This window comes from Faecalimonas canis (assembly GCF_054601575.1).
This window is the reverse complement of the sequence record NZ_BAAHSI010000041.1, coordinates 1-16,620: the sequence shown is the minus strand read 5'-3', so window position 1 is coordinate 16,620 and position 16,620 is coordinate 1. Positions and strand designations below refer to the sequence as shown.

Sequence of the window (16,620 nt, the reverse complement as noted above, 5' to 3'; positions counted from 1 at the left end):
GACGGGTGGTTATGATTTAACACTTCTTTTCGAATATAATCAAATGTAACCTTTTCCCCTTTTTCCGCAAGCATATTGAGAAGTGTTTCCAACAATTTCTGTGTATCTTTATGAAGCATTTTACGAACATACTTCGCTCCCTGCTCATAATATTCAAGTGGTTTTCTGTCTGTGTATTTTTCTCTCATATACGTTTTCGATGCCGCTATTCTGTCCATAAACATTTCTACAACATATTTTTTAGGCATCGGCATACCTATCAGTCCCTTTTCTTTTCCAACACCGTAATCAATCCAATATTCGTAATGATGCTTATTTCGACCTTTATGATGCAACCATGCACTTGAATACCCTATTTCTTCCCTCTCCGCATTGTTTGGACTTCTCGTCCCTTGATAATATTTACTGCCTACGCAAAACTCTGTGAAACTATATTTTGACAAATCGTGCAGAAGCCCCTGCCGATACAGCCCCACCTGAAAGCAATACTTCATAACTAACATTTTATGATGTGTAATTGTGCAAAAATGTTTCCACGCTTTCATCTCTTCCATACTCCTATATCATTGTTTTAATTATCCATATTATCCATAAATGTACCGGATATATGAGATAAAAGAAATATTTATAACTTCTTCCTTTTTCGCCGTTATAAAGGCAGATTGGTAAAAGCGCTAACACTGCAAACGCCTGAATATATCCAAATACTAAAATATTAATTACTGCGACGCTGACAAATTTTGCTGCCATACGTTCTCTAAAAATAAAGAAACAAAAAATCATCAATACGCCCCAAGCACCGTAATCTGTTCTGAAAATATCACCTGCAAGCATAATAAGAAAAAGCGCGCTCACTCTGGAAAAAGTAGAATACTGTTTTTCATAACAATACATAAGAATTACTCCGATAAGCAGAGTAAAAAACACATTCTGATGGCGCAAATCAAAAATTCTTCCCGTTGTCAGCAAATCAAAAGGAATTTCCGAAAGAACTGCAAAGCCACCCAAACGAATCATATATTTCAAAATATCACTTGTATGATAAAAACCTTCCACAACTAAAAAAGCAAAAATCGGAAATGAAATACGCCCGATAATTCTAAAAAATATATATTCTGGAAAGAAAAACAGTCCTATATGGTCAATAATCATTGTAATGACTGCAATAATTTTCAGTTGAAATGAATTTAAACCGATTTTCATATGCTATTCCTTTCCCACAAATATTTCTATTGTTCTGTCACCCACTATAACTTCTCTCTGATTATCCAGTTCTTCCATTTCTTTCATCACACCTGTATCAGTTGAAACGGCACAATACCATTTCTTTCCTTTTTTTAACGCCGGCAAGGCAAATGAATGTTTCAACCAATGCATATTGTATGCGACAAAGCAACTGTCTTCCCCTATTCCTTCTCCGCAGTAATAAACTCCCAACTGTCTGCTGGAAATCTCAGAAGGAATCTGCCATGCACATTCTCCATGATATGATACATCCGGAATCCCACAGGAAACACTGTCCATTCCTTTTAGTTCCGATGGAGCATGTAATACTTTGTGCTCCTTTCTAAATTGAATTAATGACTGTACAAAACGAAATAGTTCTCTGTCTTTTTCCGTATTTCCCCAGTTTACCCAGCCAATCTCGTTATCTTGGCAATAAACATTATTATTTCCCTGCTGGGAGTTATTACACTCATCCCCTGCCAAAATACAAGGTGTTCCTTGAGAAGTAAGCAATAAAAGAAAAGCATTTCTAATCTGTTTCTTTCTCAACGCCATAACCGCCCTTTTTCTGCTTGGTCCTTCTGCTCCACAATTCCAACTGTAATTATAATCCGGACCGTCCTGATTTTTCTCTCCGTTTTTCTCGTTATGTTTTCCATCATAAGAAACCAAATCAGAAAGGGTAAAGCCTGTATGAGTTGTAATGTAATTGAAAATACCTTCCTCATTAGAAAAGTGTCTTGTCCACCACATTACACTCTCAACCATTCCTTCGTCACCTTTTAAAAACTGACGCATAATATTTTGAAAATCATCTTGTTTTTTTAATATCTTTGTATGTTTTAACAACGGATCTTTTTTTAATTCTTCAAAAGGAGCATTGAATGGATTAACAATAAATCCGTCTATATGATATTCCATTTTGTAATAACGAATACAGTCTGCTACCATTCTCTTTGACATCTCTTCCGTAAATGGCAAATCGAGAACAATCTCTATTCCATCCTTATGACATGCCTTTACTAAATCCTTCAATTCACATACAGCATCCCCTGTAGCCGCATAGGAAGATTTTGGTGCAAAACAAAATGCCGGACCATATCCCCAGTAATTTGTATATCGTCCATTTTCCTCAAATTCATATACTGGCATACAGTGAATCTGATTAATACCCAATTTTTTTAAATAAGGAAGTTTTTCTTTCACTCCCAAAAAAGTACCGCCATGTTTTACCTTAGCTGATGTATGTTTCGTAAATCCTCGCACATGAATACTGTACGCAACCACTTCATTTTCCGGAAGAAAAAGAGGTGTATCATTTTCCCAATCATATACATCCGCAAGGATTTTTCCTTTAATTAAGGATGTTTCTTCTCCTAACCACTCTTCTTTTCCCGTAACCGCCTTCGCATATATATCGGTTACAATTTCATCGTTTATCTTATAATTATATTCCCACTCTGCCCAATCCATGCCCTTTAGCATAATACATCTAATTTCGCCAAAAGCATATTCTTCTTTCATTTCCAATTCAAATGCAGGAGTCAACTCTCCCTTTTTGTACAATAAAAGAAAACATTTTTTTCCGCTTTTCACTGCTGTGGAAAAGTTAGCGCTATTCCCTTCTACAGTAACACCCATCGGAAAAGGCATTCCTCTATAATGTTCCATATTTTTCCCTTTCATTTCTTTTATTGCCAGCCGTCTGTTCCATACATTTCTACATTTTCTTTTGTAATCAGATATGTATCCAAATATGTTTCCTCTTCATAATCCTCACCGTTTAACATATTCAAAGCAACTTTTACTGCTGTCTTTCCTAGGTTAATCGGTGACTGTGCTGCTGTTCCAGCAATAAGCGTATTCGGTTTTTCTAATTCTTTTTTCAATTCCGGCGAACCGTCCACACCGTAAATTTTAATTCCTTTTATACCAAGTTCATTCGCTGCAATATATGCCCCTATTGCCGACGGATCGTTTCCGCACATAATCGCAGTAATATCCTTATTCTTCTCTAAAATTTTCTTTGTTTCATCTCTGGCAATCGCCAAATCCCCTTTTACATCTTTTCTCGCCACAACTTCAAAAGGACTTCCTGCTATCGCCTCTTCAAACCCTGTAATACGTTCATTAACGGAATTCATTGTCGGACATTCTAAGATAACAATCTTTCCGCCCTTCTCGCATTTCTCTATTAAATCTTTACCGCATACTGTTCCTGCATTTTTATTATCCGAACCAATATAAGCATCCACATAATCAAAATCTGCCACTTTCGTATCAATATTAATAATCTTCACATCTGCTTCCCTCAACTCCTGTAACGCCGGAGTAATCTCTTTCCAGTCTACAGGAGAAAGAAAAATAGCATCTATTCCCTGTTCTATCATTTCATTAATCTGTTCTATCTGTTCATCGGAACTTAAATGCGTGTCTTTATTCGTCCCGATCACCGTATGCCCCTCTTCCCTGAGGCTTTCCTGAATTGCATCACCCAATGTAATATAATATGGGTTTTCTTTAGCAATACATGAAAATCCAAACTTATATATAACCTTCTCCTCTTCTTCCTCCGCTTTAACCGGATTATCTTCTTCTGCTCCCACGTTTTTTTTACATCCGGCAAATGTAAATGCACATACAACTGCCAATAAAATCAACTTCATTCTCTTTATATTCATAACTGTTATCCCTTCCTTTTACAGTTTTATTACATTTCTATTACTTTATTTTAGCCCTTTTTTATAGGTTGTCAATAGTTTTTATCCTTGCAATTCTTCCCTCATTCTGTTAGAGTGATTATATCAAATTGTAAAGGAGATAAAAACATGAGCGAACATAATTGTAACTGTGGTCACGATAACTGTGACTGCCACGATGAAGAAGTAACAGTAACATTGACATTGGACAATGACGAAGAAGTAGAATGTGTTGTATTGACAATCTACGAAGCAGGCGGAAAAGAATATATTGCTCTTCTTCCTATTGATGAAGATGGTGATAATGAAGAAGGTGACGTATACCTTTATCGCTATGCAGAAGTTGACGGAGAACCTACTCTCGACAACATCGAAGATGACGATGAATATGAAGTTGCTGCTGATGCGTTTGATGAATGGTTAGACGCTCAGGAATTTGAAGAATTATCTGATGAAGATTAATTTCAGTAAAAGACGCCCATTTAAAATGAGCGTCTTTTTTTGTACAGTTTTTATTTTTCTGAATCTAAGTTGTCTTTTCTCTTTTTCAAGCCTAAAATTGTTCCAAGACTCACCGCCAAACCGCCAAAGAGTAGTGTAAACGGTGTTGCATCTCCCGTCTTAACAGGTTTGTTTTGTCCATTCGGCTTATTCGGTTTTGTTGTCTGATTTCCATTTTGACCACCGTTGCCCTGACTACCTGTCTTCTTCACAAGTTTATTCAAAGCATCTCTCAGTGCTTTTTCTGCCTCATCTACTTCTTCCTGTGTTGCTAAATCATTTGCAAATACTTCTTTTGCTTTTTTCAAAACAGTTGTCATTTTTGCAACAGAGTCTTCTGTATACTGTTTTGTATCAACTGCCTCTGCATCTTTGATTGCAGCCGCAAGTTTACTCTTATCTGCTTTTTCCTGCTCATGACCTTCTGTTTCCGGCATCTGTACTTTTGAATCTGCCATAGTCTTATCAATATCAGCCGTATTAACCGGTTTTAATGTAAAACTATATTCGTAAGGTTTGTCCGCTTTGATTAAATATGGTTCAAGCGCTTTTGCTCCCCATGAGTTATCGCCACCTAACCCCATTTGTTTCTGATTTAATCTTAAAGAAATAGAATTATTTTCTTTTAACAAATAGGAATGTAATGCATTACTCAACTGTTCAGGCGTATAGTAAAGAGCACTAAATTCCATAACACCGTCTGCTTTTGCAAGTAAACCTACACCTTTATCGTTTGTTAAACTTACCCATCTTGTATCTGTTCTGTTTCCTGTTTCCTGTGGTTTGATATAGTCAATAAAGAAATCTTTTACATTTTTCTTATATACCCCTACTTCATAACCACTCTGACGGTCAATATAGTTTTCATCAGGACCTTTTCCATACCATGTTACATTTGAAAATTCTTTTGGTAAAGTAAGCATATTACCTACAACCGGAATCATTGGAAGGTCTTTTCCAGGCTGTAATAAACTATCTACTTTCACATCACCTGTACCATATACAGTAAATGTCTGTTTATATACGGACTCATTTGTTGTAGGCAATTTGGATGTAACAGTAAAGCGTACTGCTTTATCATTAATTCTTTCTGTTTTTACATCTGTTACCATTTTATCCTGTCCGGCATATCTCCAAGTGTCCATCTCAAGACCTGAATAAAATCCTAAGTCACTGTCTGTTGGCGCTCTCCAGAAGTTTGGTTCAGGACCGTTTTCTAACAGCGATGTTCCCTGATAAACAAAACTTTCAATTGTTCCTTTTGCCTTATCAAATTCTAATGTAAAGTCTTTACCGTTTACTGTTGTTTTTGTTTCTTTATCTGTCACTTGAATTTCAGGCATCTTATCTAAGTCTGCCTTTTCTTTATCAGGCACTTTATAAGATAAAGGAAGTTGTCTGTATGCTATTTCATGTCCCGCTTTTGCCCATGATGTATCTTTTTTCAATTCAAAACTAATGTTGATAAAATATTCCCCACCTACTTTTAAATCCGGTTTTGTAAATGGAATCTGAACAACTTTTTCATTGTATTCTTTTACATCCTGTTTCGGATTATTCACAGGATAATCATCTACAGGAGCAATGTTCAACTCTTCATCTGAAAATGTTCCTTTTTGGATTACCTTTCCGTCTTCTACCAATTCCCACTTTCCTCTAAATTCGTTTAGATTTTGGAAGAGGTATTTGTTAGAAATTCTTACTTTTCCATTCATCAGATCTTCGTCTTCAATACCGATATTCTGGTAAATATATTTAACCTGTTCCAATTCAGGCTGTACTGTTCTGTCCGCAGACACAAGACCGTTTGCACAGAAGTTCTTATTATTTGGGTTTCCTTCCGGTATGCTCTGCCAGTCACCGCCAAATGAATAGTATGTATCTCTGTCGTATGTTTTTGCAGTTGTATTATCAAAACTTAACCATAATAATGTGTTTTCATCTGCTTTTCTTGTTCTGTCATTGATTTCATTTAAGGATAATGCTTTATTATAAATATGTACATTATCAATTAATCCTTTAAATGTATCAGGTACATTTGGATTTTGTGCATCAAATGTAAGGTCAGCACCGATGCCTACCTGATTTGGTCCTCCTGCTATTCCTGCATCTGATTTTGCAGAAGCAACTTCTTTGCCATCCAGATATAGTTTTAAGTTTGTTCCGTCAAAACTTCCTGCCACATGGTGCCATTCATCTGCCCAATTCTCCGGAAGCGGATACTGTGCAGACACTTTCTCGTACACACCCTCGTCTGCATTCCAGTTTTGATTATAAATATAAAATTCCAAAACATCTTTGTCGCCCTCTACAAGTCTTCTTAATCCATAAGACTCTGTACATTTCCATCCATCATTACCTTTTGTAATAATCGGCGCCGTCTTATTGTAATCAGACGGATCTAACTGCCCTGAACCGTCATTATCTCTTGTTTCTTTAAAACTATCTGGTCTTACGTCAGCCTCCAAAGTAAATGCCTGATTTCCTGCCATGTGTAATGATTTGTCATTATATACTTTCGCATATCCGCGCATTGCTTTGCCGTTTTCTCCACTTTCAAGAGAGCCGTCCATAAGCACTTCTAAATTGTTTTTTCCTTCATCTTTTAACACTTTATCTGTAGGAGTCGGAAGTTCAATTGTCTGATCAACCCAGTCCCAAATAAATCCACCCTGAAGGTTTGGATATTTTTCATACATATCCCAGTATTCATCTAAGTTTCCGATACCATTTCCCATTGCATGAGCATATTCACACTGGAAAGCAGGTTTTGTTCCGTTTTCTCCCCACCAGCCAAGTGGATTTTTTATTTTATCTGTAGAGTCAGGATTGTTTACCCTACGGTACATTCTTGACCATACATCTACTTCCTCAATATCACGCCAACCTTCATAATGTACAAATCTTGTCGGATCAAGTTCCTTACACAATTTTCCAAGTTCCGCCCATGTATCACCACCGTAACTTTCATTTCCTAAAGACCATGAAATAATACTCGGATGATTTTTGCTTCTCTCAATCGTGCTTGTCATTCTGTCTTTGCAAGCACTAATCCACTGTGCATCACTTTGAGGAATATAATCATTTAATCCGTGAGATTCAATATTTGCCTCATCAATCATATACAATCCGTATTCATCACATAATTCATACCATCTTGCTTCATTTGGATAGTGAGAATTTCGCACGGCATTGATATTATACTGTTTCATCAGTTTAATATCCTGAATCATACTGTCTTCTGAAATATGACGTCCTGTTTCCTTATTTGTTTCATGGCGGTTTACACCCTTCAACATAATAGGTGCTCCATTAATGAGAATTTGAGATTTATTCGTTCCTTTTCTTACAATCTCTACTTCTCTGAAACCTACATGTGTTCCTGCAGTTTCCACAACATTTTCCTCTTTGTCATAAAGAACAAATGCTAGTTCATACAAGTTCGGATTTTCTGCAGACCATAATAATGGTTTTTCTACTTTTTCTTTATAGGAAATCTTAGCTTGTCTGAATTTTTCACCTGCAACCTGTTCAAATTTCAAATCGCCCAATTCTTTTTCTTTAACAACATTTCCAGCTGCATCATATAAGAATGTTTTCACTTTGTAACCAGATGTATCTGCTTTCTCATCATAACTTCTCAAAACAGTTTCAACGGATAATTCTGCATTTGCATAATTCTCATCTAAATCTGTTGTATATGCAAAATCAAACAAAGAAGCCTGTTTATCTTTCGCATATAAGAAAACATCTCTGAAAATACCGCTCAAACGGATAAAGTCCTGATCTTCCAAATAACTTCCATCTGACCAGCGATACACCTGTACTGCGATTGTATTCTCTTGTCCTGCCGGATTTAAATACTGGCTGATGTCAAATTCTGAAGGAGTATAACTGTCTTCGCTATATCCCACTTTCTGTCCGTTTACCCATAAATAGAAAGCTGATTCCACACCCTGAAAAGAAACAAACACTTCTTTACCGTCCCAGTTCTCCGGTGTTGTAAATGTTCTGCGGTAGTGTCCTACCGGATTATAAATTGTAGGTGAAATTCCTCTAGGGCTGTTTTCCGGAAGACCGTAATTCGCTCTCGGGTCTTCTACTCCTTCCCATGGAAGTCTTGTATCCGTGTATTTTGGCGAGTCATATCCTTCCGTCTGCCAGTTGCTCGGTACTTTAATACTATCCCAGCCACTTACATCTACTTCCGGTTTATAAAATTCCATATCCCTCTCAGACGGATTGGATACCATTTTAAACTTCCAACCATTCTTATCACCTTTATTTGCATTTAATGATAAATAATAAGGGGATTTTTCTTTCTGCTGACGTTTTTGTGGACTTTTTACCGATTCCAGATTATCAAATCCCACAAAACTTGCATGAGCGTCTTCTCTGTTTACTTCAAAAACATCGTTTTGATCAAACCACTCCTCTCCCTTAAATACGTCTGACGGTTTTCCCGCTGATAGATTTTCCGCCGGAATCCCTGACATAATAACACTAAGTGCCAATGCCGCTGCAACCCATTGGTTTCTCTTTTTCATTTCCTGTTCCTCCTCATTCCAAGAATTATTATTTGCTTTGTTCCTTTTCTTTTCAAAGCACTCTAATTTGTATTATACACTTTATTTTTTAATTCGCAAGTATATTTTTGTTTATTTTCACTAATTTATTTTTTAACAATCAAAATCTTTTGTGCAACTTTATTCTATCATATAAAAAAGAAACTGCTTTGATGTACACTTCAAAACAGTTTCTAAAGTCCTATTCAAAAAGCAAATCATTGACAAATCTTGACGGCAGCATCGACTTTCCGTTTCGCTCTCTCACATAGGAAATATACAATTTTTTCTTTGCGCGGGTCATCGCCACATAAAACATTCGTCTTTCTTCTTCCATATCCTCCACAATTTCAGCCTTTTTATACGGACAGACGTCCTCATTAGCTTCAATAATAAAAACAGTATGAAACTCCAATCCTTTTGCACTGTGCATTGTTAAAAATGTAACAGCATTCTGATTAGACTCCGTCTGCTTTGATCTGTTTTTCAATTCTTCCGTATATTTTTCGATATGGGCAAACCAACTTTCTATTGTCTTATATTCTTTTGCTCTCGTTTGAATGTCATTGGCAATTTCATATAAATCTTCCACTTTAATTTTTCTTGTATATGCGTAATCCCTCAAAAAATCATCATATCCCATTTTCTTCCTAATATATTGAATTGCCGCATACGGAGTCATTGTCTTCATTATACGCAAATCCACATCTAATTGATCTATTCTATCAAGCATCCATTCCTTATCACAATAAAATTTTCTCAAACTTTCAAAAGAAACTTCTGCTTTCTCCACACTACTTCTGCTAATATATCGAATAGGACGATTCATTACTTCCAAAAAATCTTTCCTGTCTTTTTTTCCTATTGCCATTCTCATATATGCACAAAAATTTCTTCCAATAAAATGTTCGTACAGATTTGGAAGGTGTTCTTTCATTTGAAAAGGCAAATTATACTCCATAAATGTTTCCGCCAACATTCTCGGTTCCATATTCGTTCGGAACAAAACAGCTATCTCCGATGCAGGAACACCACGTTTCAACTCTTCCCGAATTTCATTCAGCACATATATGCTCTCTTCAGAAAGATTTCTGACTTCCTGTATATGAATATCCGCTCCCTGCTCATTTGAAGTAATAATATTTTTGACATATCTGTTTTTATTCTTCTGAATAATTTTCCTTGCACCGTTTACAATCGCCTTTGTGGAACGATAATTTACATCCAATAATACCTTTTTTGCATTCGGATAATCTTTCTCAAAGCCAAGCATAATCTCCGGTCTTGCCCCTCTGAATTTATAAATAGATTGGTCGTCATCTCCGACAATAAATAAATTATTCTGTGGCAAAGCAAGCATACGGATAACATCATACTGCACTTTATTAATATCTTGAAATTCATCTATAAGAATGTAACTATATCTTTCCTGCCATTTTTTTAATATATCCTGTCTTTTCGTAAACAACTCATGACAGAGAACAAGCATATCGTCAAAATCCAGTTTCTTTCTCCGATTTCTCTCACGCTCATATGTATAATAAATCTCTCTAAATATATTCGGAGGACAATATACAGATCGAAATTCTTTAATATCCAACTGATTATTTTTGATGCAACTGATTTCTCCCGTAATTCCTTCTAGGAAATCCTTTTCATCATCCACTTCTATCTCCGCATCAATATGTTCCAATATTTCTTTCAAAAGCCTTATCTTTTCTTCCTCAGAAAAAATATTTTCTGCCGACAATTTGTACGCCCACTTTAGTATACCGTAATAGATGCCGTGAAAAGTCCCAAAAGTAACCGGCAAATACCGCCCCTGCATTACTTTTCTAAATCTCTCACGCATCTCATTTGTAGCAGCCTTGGTAAAAGTAATGACCAGAATTTCTTCTGGTCTTACTTTTCGCTTTTGGATTAAATATTCTATTCTCTTTGTAATGACAAGTGTCTTTCCCGAACCGGGACCTGCTAAAACTAACATGGGACCATCTTGATGTGTAATCGCTTCTGTTTGTGCTTTATTAAATCCCATCTCTTCTCCTTACTTGCTTAATAATTCAATTCCTTTTCGGATACGTCTTAAGGATTCTTCTTTTCCTAAAATTTCCATAATTTCTGTAGCACCGCCCGGTGTATTTTGTTTTCCTGAAACGGCTGTTCTTACAGGCCACATTGCATATCCGTTTTTGCAACCTTTTTCTTCCACATATCCTTTCAAAACAGCATATAAAGCATCATTGCTGTAATCTTCCTGTGCTTCAAATAGCGGAAGGATTTCCTTTAACACTTCCAAAGAAGTTTCCTCGTTTGTTTTCATCTTCTTATGTGTATACATTGCTGTGTCATATTCCGGCAACTCTTCAAAGAAATCAATATGTTCTTTAATATCAGGGAAAATCTCAATTCTTGTTTTTACAAGAGCAGCAATCTTCTTCAAATCGTAATCTTTTGTCACAACTTCTTCGATATATGGCTTAGCCAATGCAAAGAATTTATCAAAATCCATTGCTTTTAAGTATTCACCGTTCATCCATTTTAATTTCATTGTGTCAAACACTGCAGGAGATTTACTCATATGATGATAATCAAATACTTCTACAAGTTCTCCCAAAGAAAAGATTTCTCTGTTATCAGTAGGACTCCAGCCTAATAAAGCAACATAGTTTACGATTGCTTCTGTCAAATATCCCTGTTCTACCAAATCTTCATAAGAAGAATGTCCACAACGTTTACTTAATTTCTTATGATTTTCATCTGTAATTAACGGACAATGTACATATGTTGGAACATCCCAGCCAAACGCTTCATATAATCTGTTATACTTCGGTGCTGATGACAAATATTCATTTCCACGTACAACATGAGTAATTCCCTGTAAGTGATCGTCTACTACGTTCGCAAAATTATATGTCGGGAATCCATCTGATTTAATTAAAATCATATCATCTAATTCTGCATTAGGAACAGTAATATCACCATAAATATCATCGTGGAATGTTGTTGTTCCCTCTGTAGGCATATTAATACGAATAACGTAAGGTTTCCCTTCCGCAAGATTTTTCTCAACTTCTTCTTTGCTTAAATGTAAACAGTGTTTGTCATAAACAACAATCTCTGTTCCACCTTCTGCCACCGTGCTTTTCAATGACTCCAATCTGTCTTTGTCACAGAAACAGTAATAAGCATCTCCCTGATCTACCAACTGTTTTGCATATTTTAAATAAATTCCTGACGCATTACGTTCACTCTGTACATACGGACCATATCCGCCATCCTTATCCGGTCCTTCATCATGAATAAGTCCCGTTTTTTCCAATGTTCTATATATAATATCAACAGCACCTTCCACATAGCGTTCCTGATCTGTATCTTCTATACGAAGAAGAAAATCACCATCTTCATGCTTTGCAATTAAATATGCATATAACGCTGTTCTTAAATTTCCCACATGCATTCTTCCCGTAGGGCTTGGTGCAAATCTTGTTCTTACTTTACTCATTTTTAACTCTCCTATTCTATGTACTCTCTACCGTCTATTATATATAGGATGCAGAGAATTGACAAGATTATTTAACAATCTTCTCTTTCCAATAGCGGAAAGAAAACCACTTTCTCGGCATAGATACAACGAATATAATGCCAAGCACAATGGCAAATGCTATCTTAATTGAAGAAATTCCCATCTGTGAAGCAAGCGCCATATCTCCCGTAACAAAATAATATGCCGTATAATATACACTCGCTCCCGGCACAAGCGGAAAAATTCCTGAAATCAGGAAAACGGTAATTGGACATTTCTTCCATACGGAAAAAATTCTGGAAAGTAAAACAACCATTAACGTTCCAACAAAAGAAGCAACCGCCGGTGAAGAAAAATCGACAGCCATGCAATAGCAAAGCCACCCCGCAGTTCCCGTCAATCCGCAATAAAAATAAAACTTTTTATCTACATTATACAAAATCGAAAACGCCAGCGTTCCGATAAATGAACTTATAACATCTGAAATCACAGTGCAAACCCTCCTAACATATTCTGATAAAGCGTCAACACTACTCCGACTCCGATTGCCACATAGACAAACACTAAAATTGCATCAATCATACGAACCGTACCGGAAATAAAATCACTTCTCGCTATATCCCTTATAGCATTCGTAAATGCAACCCCCGGCACAAGTGGAAGTATAGAGCCGATAATGATTTTATCTCTCCGTAAAAACGGAAAACAAAAATTACAAACTAAAAGCGCCAGAACTGTCACAAGTCCTGCCCCCACAATATTGACAATGACTTTTGACATCGGATGTTTTTCCGTAAACGTAACAAAAGTATATAAAAGCATACCGATAACAAATGCCACCACACTTTCAAATAAACTTGCCTGAAGAAGATAACAAAACCCTCCGCTTCCCATTCCCGCCGCAAGAATACGGAAATATCTCTTTTTGGGGGGCATTTTCTCAATCTCCTTTAATTTCTCAATTGCTTCATCCAGACTGATACGCCGTGCAGTAACTTCTCGCGACAGATCATTTACCGCCGTAACAATGCCAAGATGCGTGCCGGACAACGGAATATGCTTCACTTTCGCAAACATCTCCTTCCCTTCTTTTTCCGCTGTAATAAAAATACCGTTACTTAGTACAAACGTATCAACTTCTTTTATATGATATCGTTTGCATATGTAGTCGATTGTTTCCTCCACACGAAAAATCTCCGCACCGTTTTTCAAAAGAATTCTTCCCGCATCCAATGCGAAGTCCAGTACTTTATGCATCTCTTCATATTCAGGAACTTTCTTTTCTTCCATCTCTACTCCTTTTCCAAATGTAGAAAAAAGATAGCAATAAGACATCTCTTATCTGCTACCCTTTCTCTATTAAAATCTATTTCTTTTCTTCCAATAATTTATCAATACTTACAAGTTTTACACTTAAAACAAAGATTTCTGCGGCAATCTTTAACTCCTCCGGTGTCGGATAAGACGGAGCAATACGAATGTTGCTATCTTTCGGGTCTTTTCCGTATGGGAATGTTGCTCCCGCCGGAGTCATAATTAATCCTGCCTCTTTCGCTTTTGCAACAATCGCTTTTGCACATCCTTCCATTGCATCAAAAGAAATAAAATATCCTCCTCTTGGTGCTAACCATGAACCGATTTCAAGACCTCCCAATTCTTCTTCAAGAACACTTAGTACTGTTTCAAATTTTGGTCTTAAAATATCTGCATGGAGTTTCATATGTTCCACCATACCGTGAATATCTTTATAAAATCTTGCATGACGCAATTGATTTAATTTATCATGTCCGATTGTCTGAATTGTCATCTGTTTGCGAATATCAACAAGGTTTGCGTCAGATGCCGCAATAGCCGATACTCCCGACCCCGGAAAACTTACTTTTGATGTAGAACAGAATTTATATACCATATCCGGATTACCTTCTTTTTTACATTCCATCAAAATCTCAATCAGATAATCCTGTTTGTCTTCATATAAGTGATGAATTCCGTAAGCATTATCCCAATAAATTCGGAAATCTTCTGCTGCCGGTTTCAATTTAGCAAAACGATGTACTGTTTCATCGGAATAAGTGATTCCTTGCGGATTGGAATATTTTGGAACACACCAAATACCTTTAATTGCTTCATCCTCACTTACGAGTTTTTCAACTAAATCCATATCAGGACCACTCTCTGTCATCGGGATGTTAATCATTTCAATTCCAAAATGCTCTGTAATTGCAAAATGTCTGTCATACCCCGGAACAGGACATAAGAATTTCACTTTATCCAACTTACACCATGGTGTACTTCCCATTACGCCATGTGTCATGGAACGTGCAATCGTGTCATACATTACATTCAAACTTGAATTACCAAAAATGACAATATTATCTTTTGGCACTTCCATCATGTCTGCGAGTAACTGTTTTGCTTCCTGAATACCATCTAAAACACCATAGTTTCTACAATCTACACCTTCCTGACATTTTAAGTCTGATTGACTGTTTAAAACATCCATCATTCCCATTGCTAAATCAAGTTGTGCAGCTGACGGTTTCCCACGGGACATATCTAAATTTAATCCCTTTGCCTTCACTTCAGAAAACTGTTTCTCCAACTCACCTTTTAAATTTAAAAGTTCTTCTCTACTTAACTCATTATACGCTACCATCACAGACCTCCTATTTTCTCGTTAATGGTTATTTTATACATTTTTTGACGTTTAGTCAATCATTTCTTTCATTTTTTATGTTTTTCTCGTGTTATATAGAACTTTTTTGCAATTTTTTATTTTCTTTTATTCATTTTTCTTTTCGTATAGGATAAGGAATTCTGTTTAATTCCATTTTTCATAAAGAACTTGAAAATCGTATCCATAATAAAAATCGCCAGTGCAATAACTCCTGCAATCTTCAATGTTTCCGTAAAATAATGAGAGTACATCTCACTATCACCCATAATCATATAATACGCAATACGGTACATCCCCGCTCCCGGCACGGTAGGGAGAATTCCTGCAATCAAAAATATGGTAACAGGTGTTTTCATCATTCTTGCAAATAAATGTGACACTAATGTGACCGTCAATGCCGAAAAGAAAGAAGCAGTCACTGTTCCCGTCCCCATTTTTTCGCTAAAAAGATATATTGACCAACCGATTGCAGCGACAATTCCTGCAAGCACTAAATATTTCTTTGGAATTTCAAGCAAAATGGCAAATCCGAAAATAGCGATAAATGCTCCTATAATCTGCAATATCATAAAACTGCCCTCCCGATAAATTTACTTCCAAACAGCAGCATTCCAATACCCGCCCCTAACGCTATAGATGCCGCTTTGATAAACGCCTCAAGCATTCTTGAACTTCCCGTAATGTAATCTCCCTGCAGAGTATCCCTTACCGCATTTGTAATAGCCACTCCGGGAACAAGTGGCATAATCGCACTGATAATAATCGTATCCATATTAATCGACACCGGAAGGTATGCTTTTAAAAGCACGGTCAACACGGTAATCGCCATAGAGGATATGGCATCCATCACAAAATCATGGACTTCCAGTCTGTGTCCAATTTCCATCGAAAGTCCGAGCAAAGCACCGACTATCGCTGATGCCCAAATCTCATTTATCTTTCCTCCAAACATCATCGTAAATCCGATTACCGCTATAATAGTGGCAGAAAAATGATACAGAGGAGATGTAAACTCTTTATATCTGCCTGACGCAATCTTTTTTAATTCCTGATACGCCTCATCCACCGTAAGTTCCCCGCTGCAAAGTTTTCTAGAAACTTCATTTACACGCACAACCCTATTTAGATTTGTTCCTCTGTCCGTCACTCTCTTTATAATCGTAGACGGTTTTTCTCCCTCTTTTTTTAAAGTCGCCATAATTCCCGTCATCATTACCAATACTTCTTTCTGCTCTGCATCGGCATTCTTTAAAATATGGCTCATTGTATCTTCTACACGGTAAGTTTCCGCTCCACTGCACAGCATAATCTCGCCGGCAAGCATCGCCGTTTCCATTAGTTGTTCATTATTCATCTTCTGCCTGCTCCTTATTTATGAAAACTGTCTGTACTTTTGAAATTTGTACATCATAACCACCCGTCCAA

The 16,620-nt window shown here is 36.7% G+C and carries 13 protein-coding genes; 1 reads left to right on the top strand and 12 read right to left on the bottom strand.

The window, feature by feature from the left end; all coding sequences use genetic code 11:
* The 4 genes from ACYPXO_RS10760 to ACYPXO_RS10745 form a co-directional block, all read right to left on the bottom strand.
* On the bottom strand, positions 1 to 545 hold a 545-nt coding region (locus ACYPXO_RS10760; protein ID WP_459640572.1), incomplete at its 3' end, for a DUF5662 family protein.
* A gap of 13 nt (positions 546 to 558) precedes the next feature.
* Complete coding sequence (locus tag ACYPXO_RS10755; RefSeq protein ID WP_459640571.1) at positions 559 to 1,203, bottom strand: TraX family protein; 645 nt, start codon at positions 1,201 to 1,203, stop codon at positions 559 to 561.
* A 3-nt stretch (positions 1,204 to 1,206) separates the two neighbouring features.
* Entirely contained in the window at positions 1,207 to 2,898 is a 1,692-nt protein-coding gene (locus ACYPXO_RS10750; protein WP_459640570.1) for an alpha-amylase family glycosyl hydrolase, read from the bottom strand.
* A gap of 20 nt (positions 2,899 to 2,918) precedes the next feature.
* Positions 2,919 to 3,908, bottom strand: coding sequence for a substrate-binding domain-containing protein (locus ACYPXO_RS10745; protein ID WP_459640569.1), 990 nt, complete (start codon positions 3,906 to 3,908; stop codon positions 2,919 to 2,921).
* A 147-nt stretch (positions 3,909 to 4,055) separates the two neighbouring features.
* On the opposite strand from ACYPXO_RS10745, the gene ACYPXO_RS10740 reads away from it, so the two are divergent.
* The gene (locus tag ACYPXO_RS10740) at positions 4,056 to 4,388 is read left to right on the top strand and encodes a DUF1292 domain-containing protein (protein ID WP_459640568.1); all 333 of its coding nucleotides are present in this window, start codon (positions 4,056 to 4,058) and stop codon (positions 4,386 to 4,388) included.
* A gap of 50 nt (positions 4,389 to 4,438) precedes the next feature.
* Here ACYPXO_RS10740 and ACYPXO_RS10735 read toward each other — a convergent pair whose 3' ends face one another.
* The 8 genes from ACYPXO_RS10735 to ACYPXO_RS10700 all read right to left on the bottom strand — a co-directional run bounded on the left by ACYPXO_RS10735 (position 4,439) and on the right by ACYPXO_RS10700 (position 16,549).
* Complete coding sequence (locus ACYPXO_RS10735; protein WP_459640567.1) at positions 4,439 to 8,974, bottom strand: glycoside hydrolase family 2 TIM barrel-domain containing protein; 4,536 nt, start codon at positions 8,972 to 8,974, stop codon at positions 4,439 to 4,441.
* Positions 8,975 to 9,194: 220 nt separating this feature from the next.
* On the bottom strand, positions 9,195 to 11,030 hold the full coding sequence (locus ACYPXO_RS10730; RefSeq protein ID WP_459640566.1) for an ATP-dependent helicase: 1,836 nt from the start codon (positions 11,028 to 11,030) through the stop codon (positions 9,195 to 9,197).
* A 9-nt stretch (positions 11,031 to 11,039) separates the two neighbouring features.
* Complete coding sequence (gene gltX / locus ACYPXO_RS10725) at positions 11,040 to 12,497, bottom strand: glutamate--tRNA ligase (protein ID WP_459640565.1); 1,458 nt, start codon at positions 12,495 to 12,497, stop codon at positions 11,040 to 11,042.
* Positions 12,498 to 12,564: 67 nt separating this feature from the next.
* Entirely contained in the window at positions 12,565 to 13,008 is a 444-nt protein-coding gene (locus tag ACYPXO_RS10720) for a threonine/serine exporter family protein (RefSeq protein WP_459640564.1), read from the bottom strand.
* A complete protein-coding gene (locus ACYPXO_RS10715) occupies positions 13,005 to 13,808 on the bottom strand; it encodes a threonine/serine exporter family protein (protein WP_459640563.1) in 804 nt (267 codons plus the stop codon). Before ACYPXO_RS10715 ends, ACYPXO_RS10720 begins: the two co-directional genes overlap by 4 nt.
* A 76-nt stretch (positions 13,809 to 13,884) precedes the next feature.
* Entirely contained in the window at positions 13,885 to 15,174 is a 1,290-nt protein-coding gene (locus tag ACYPXO_RS10710) for a PLP-dependent aminotransferase family protein (RefSeq protein ID WP_459640562.1), read from the bottom strand.
* Positions 15,175 to 15,290: 116 nt separating this feature from the next.
* On the bottom strand, positions 15,291 to 15,764 hold the full coding sequence (locus ACYPXO_RS10705) for a threonine/serine exporter family protein (protein WP_459640561.1): 474 nt from the start codon (positions 15,762 to 15,764) through the stop codon (positions 15,291 to 15,293).
* Complete coding sequence (locus ACYPXO_RS10700) at positions 15,761 to 16,549, bottom strand: threonine/serine exporter family protein (protein ID WP_459640560.1); 789 nt, start codon at positions 16,547 to 16,549, stop codon at positions 15,761 to 15,763. Before ACYPXO_RS10700 ends, ACYPXO_RS10705 begins: the two co-directional genes overlap by 4 nt.
* Positions 16,550 to 16,620: the final 71 nt, after the last annotated feature.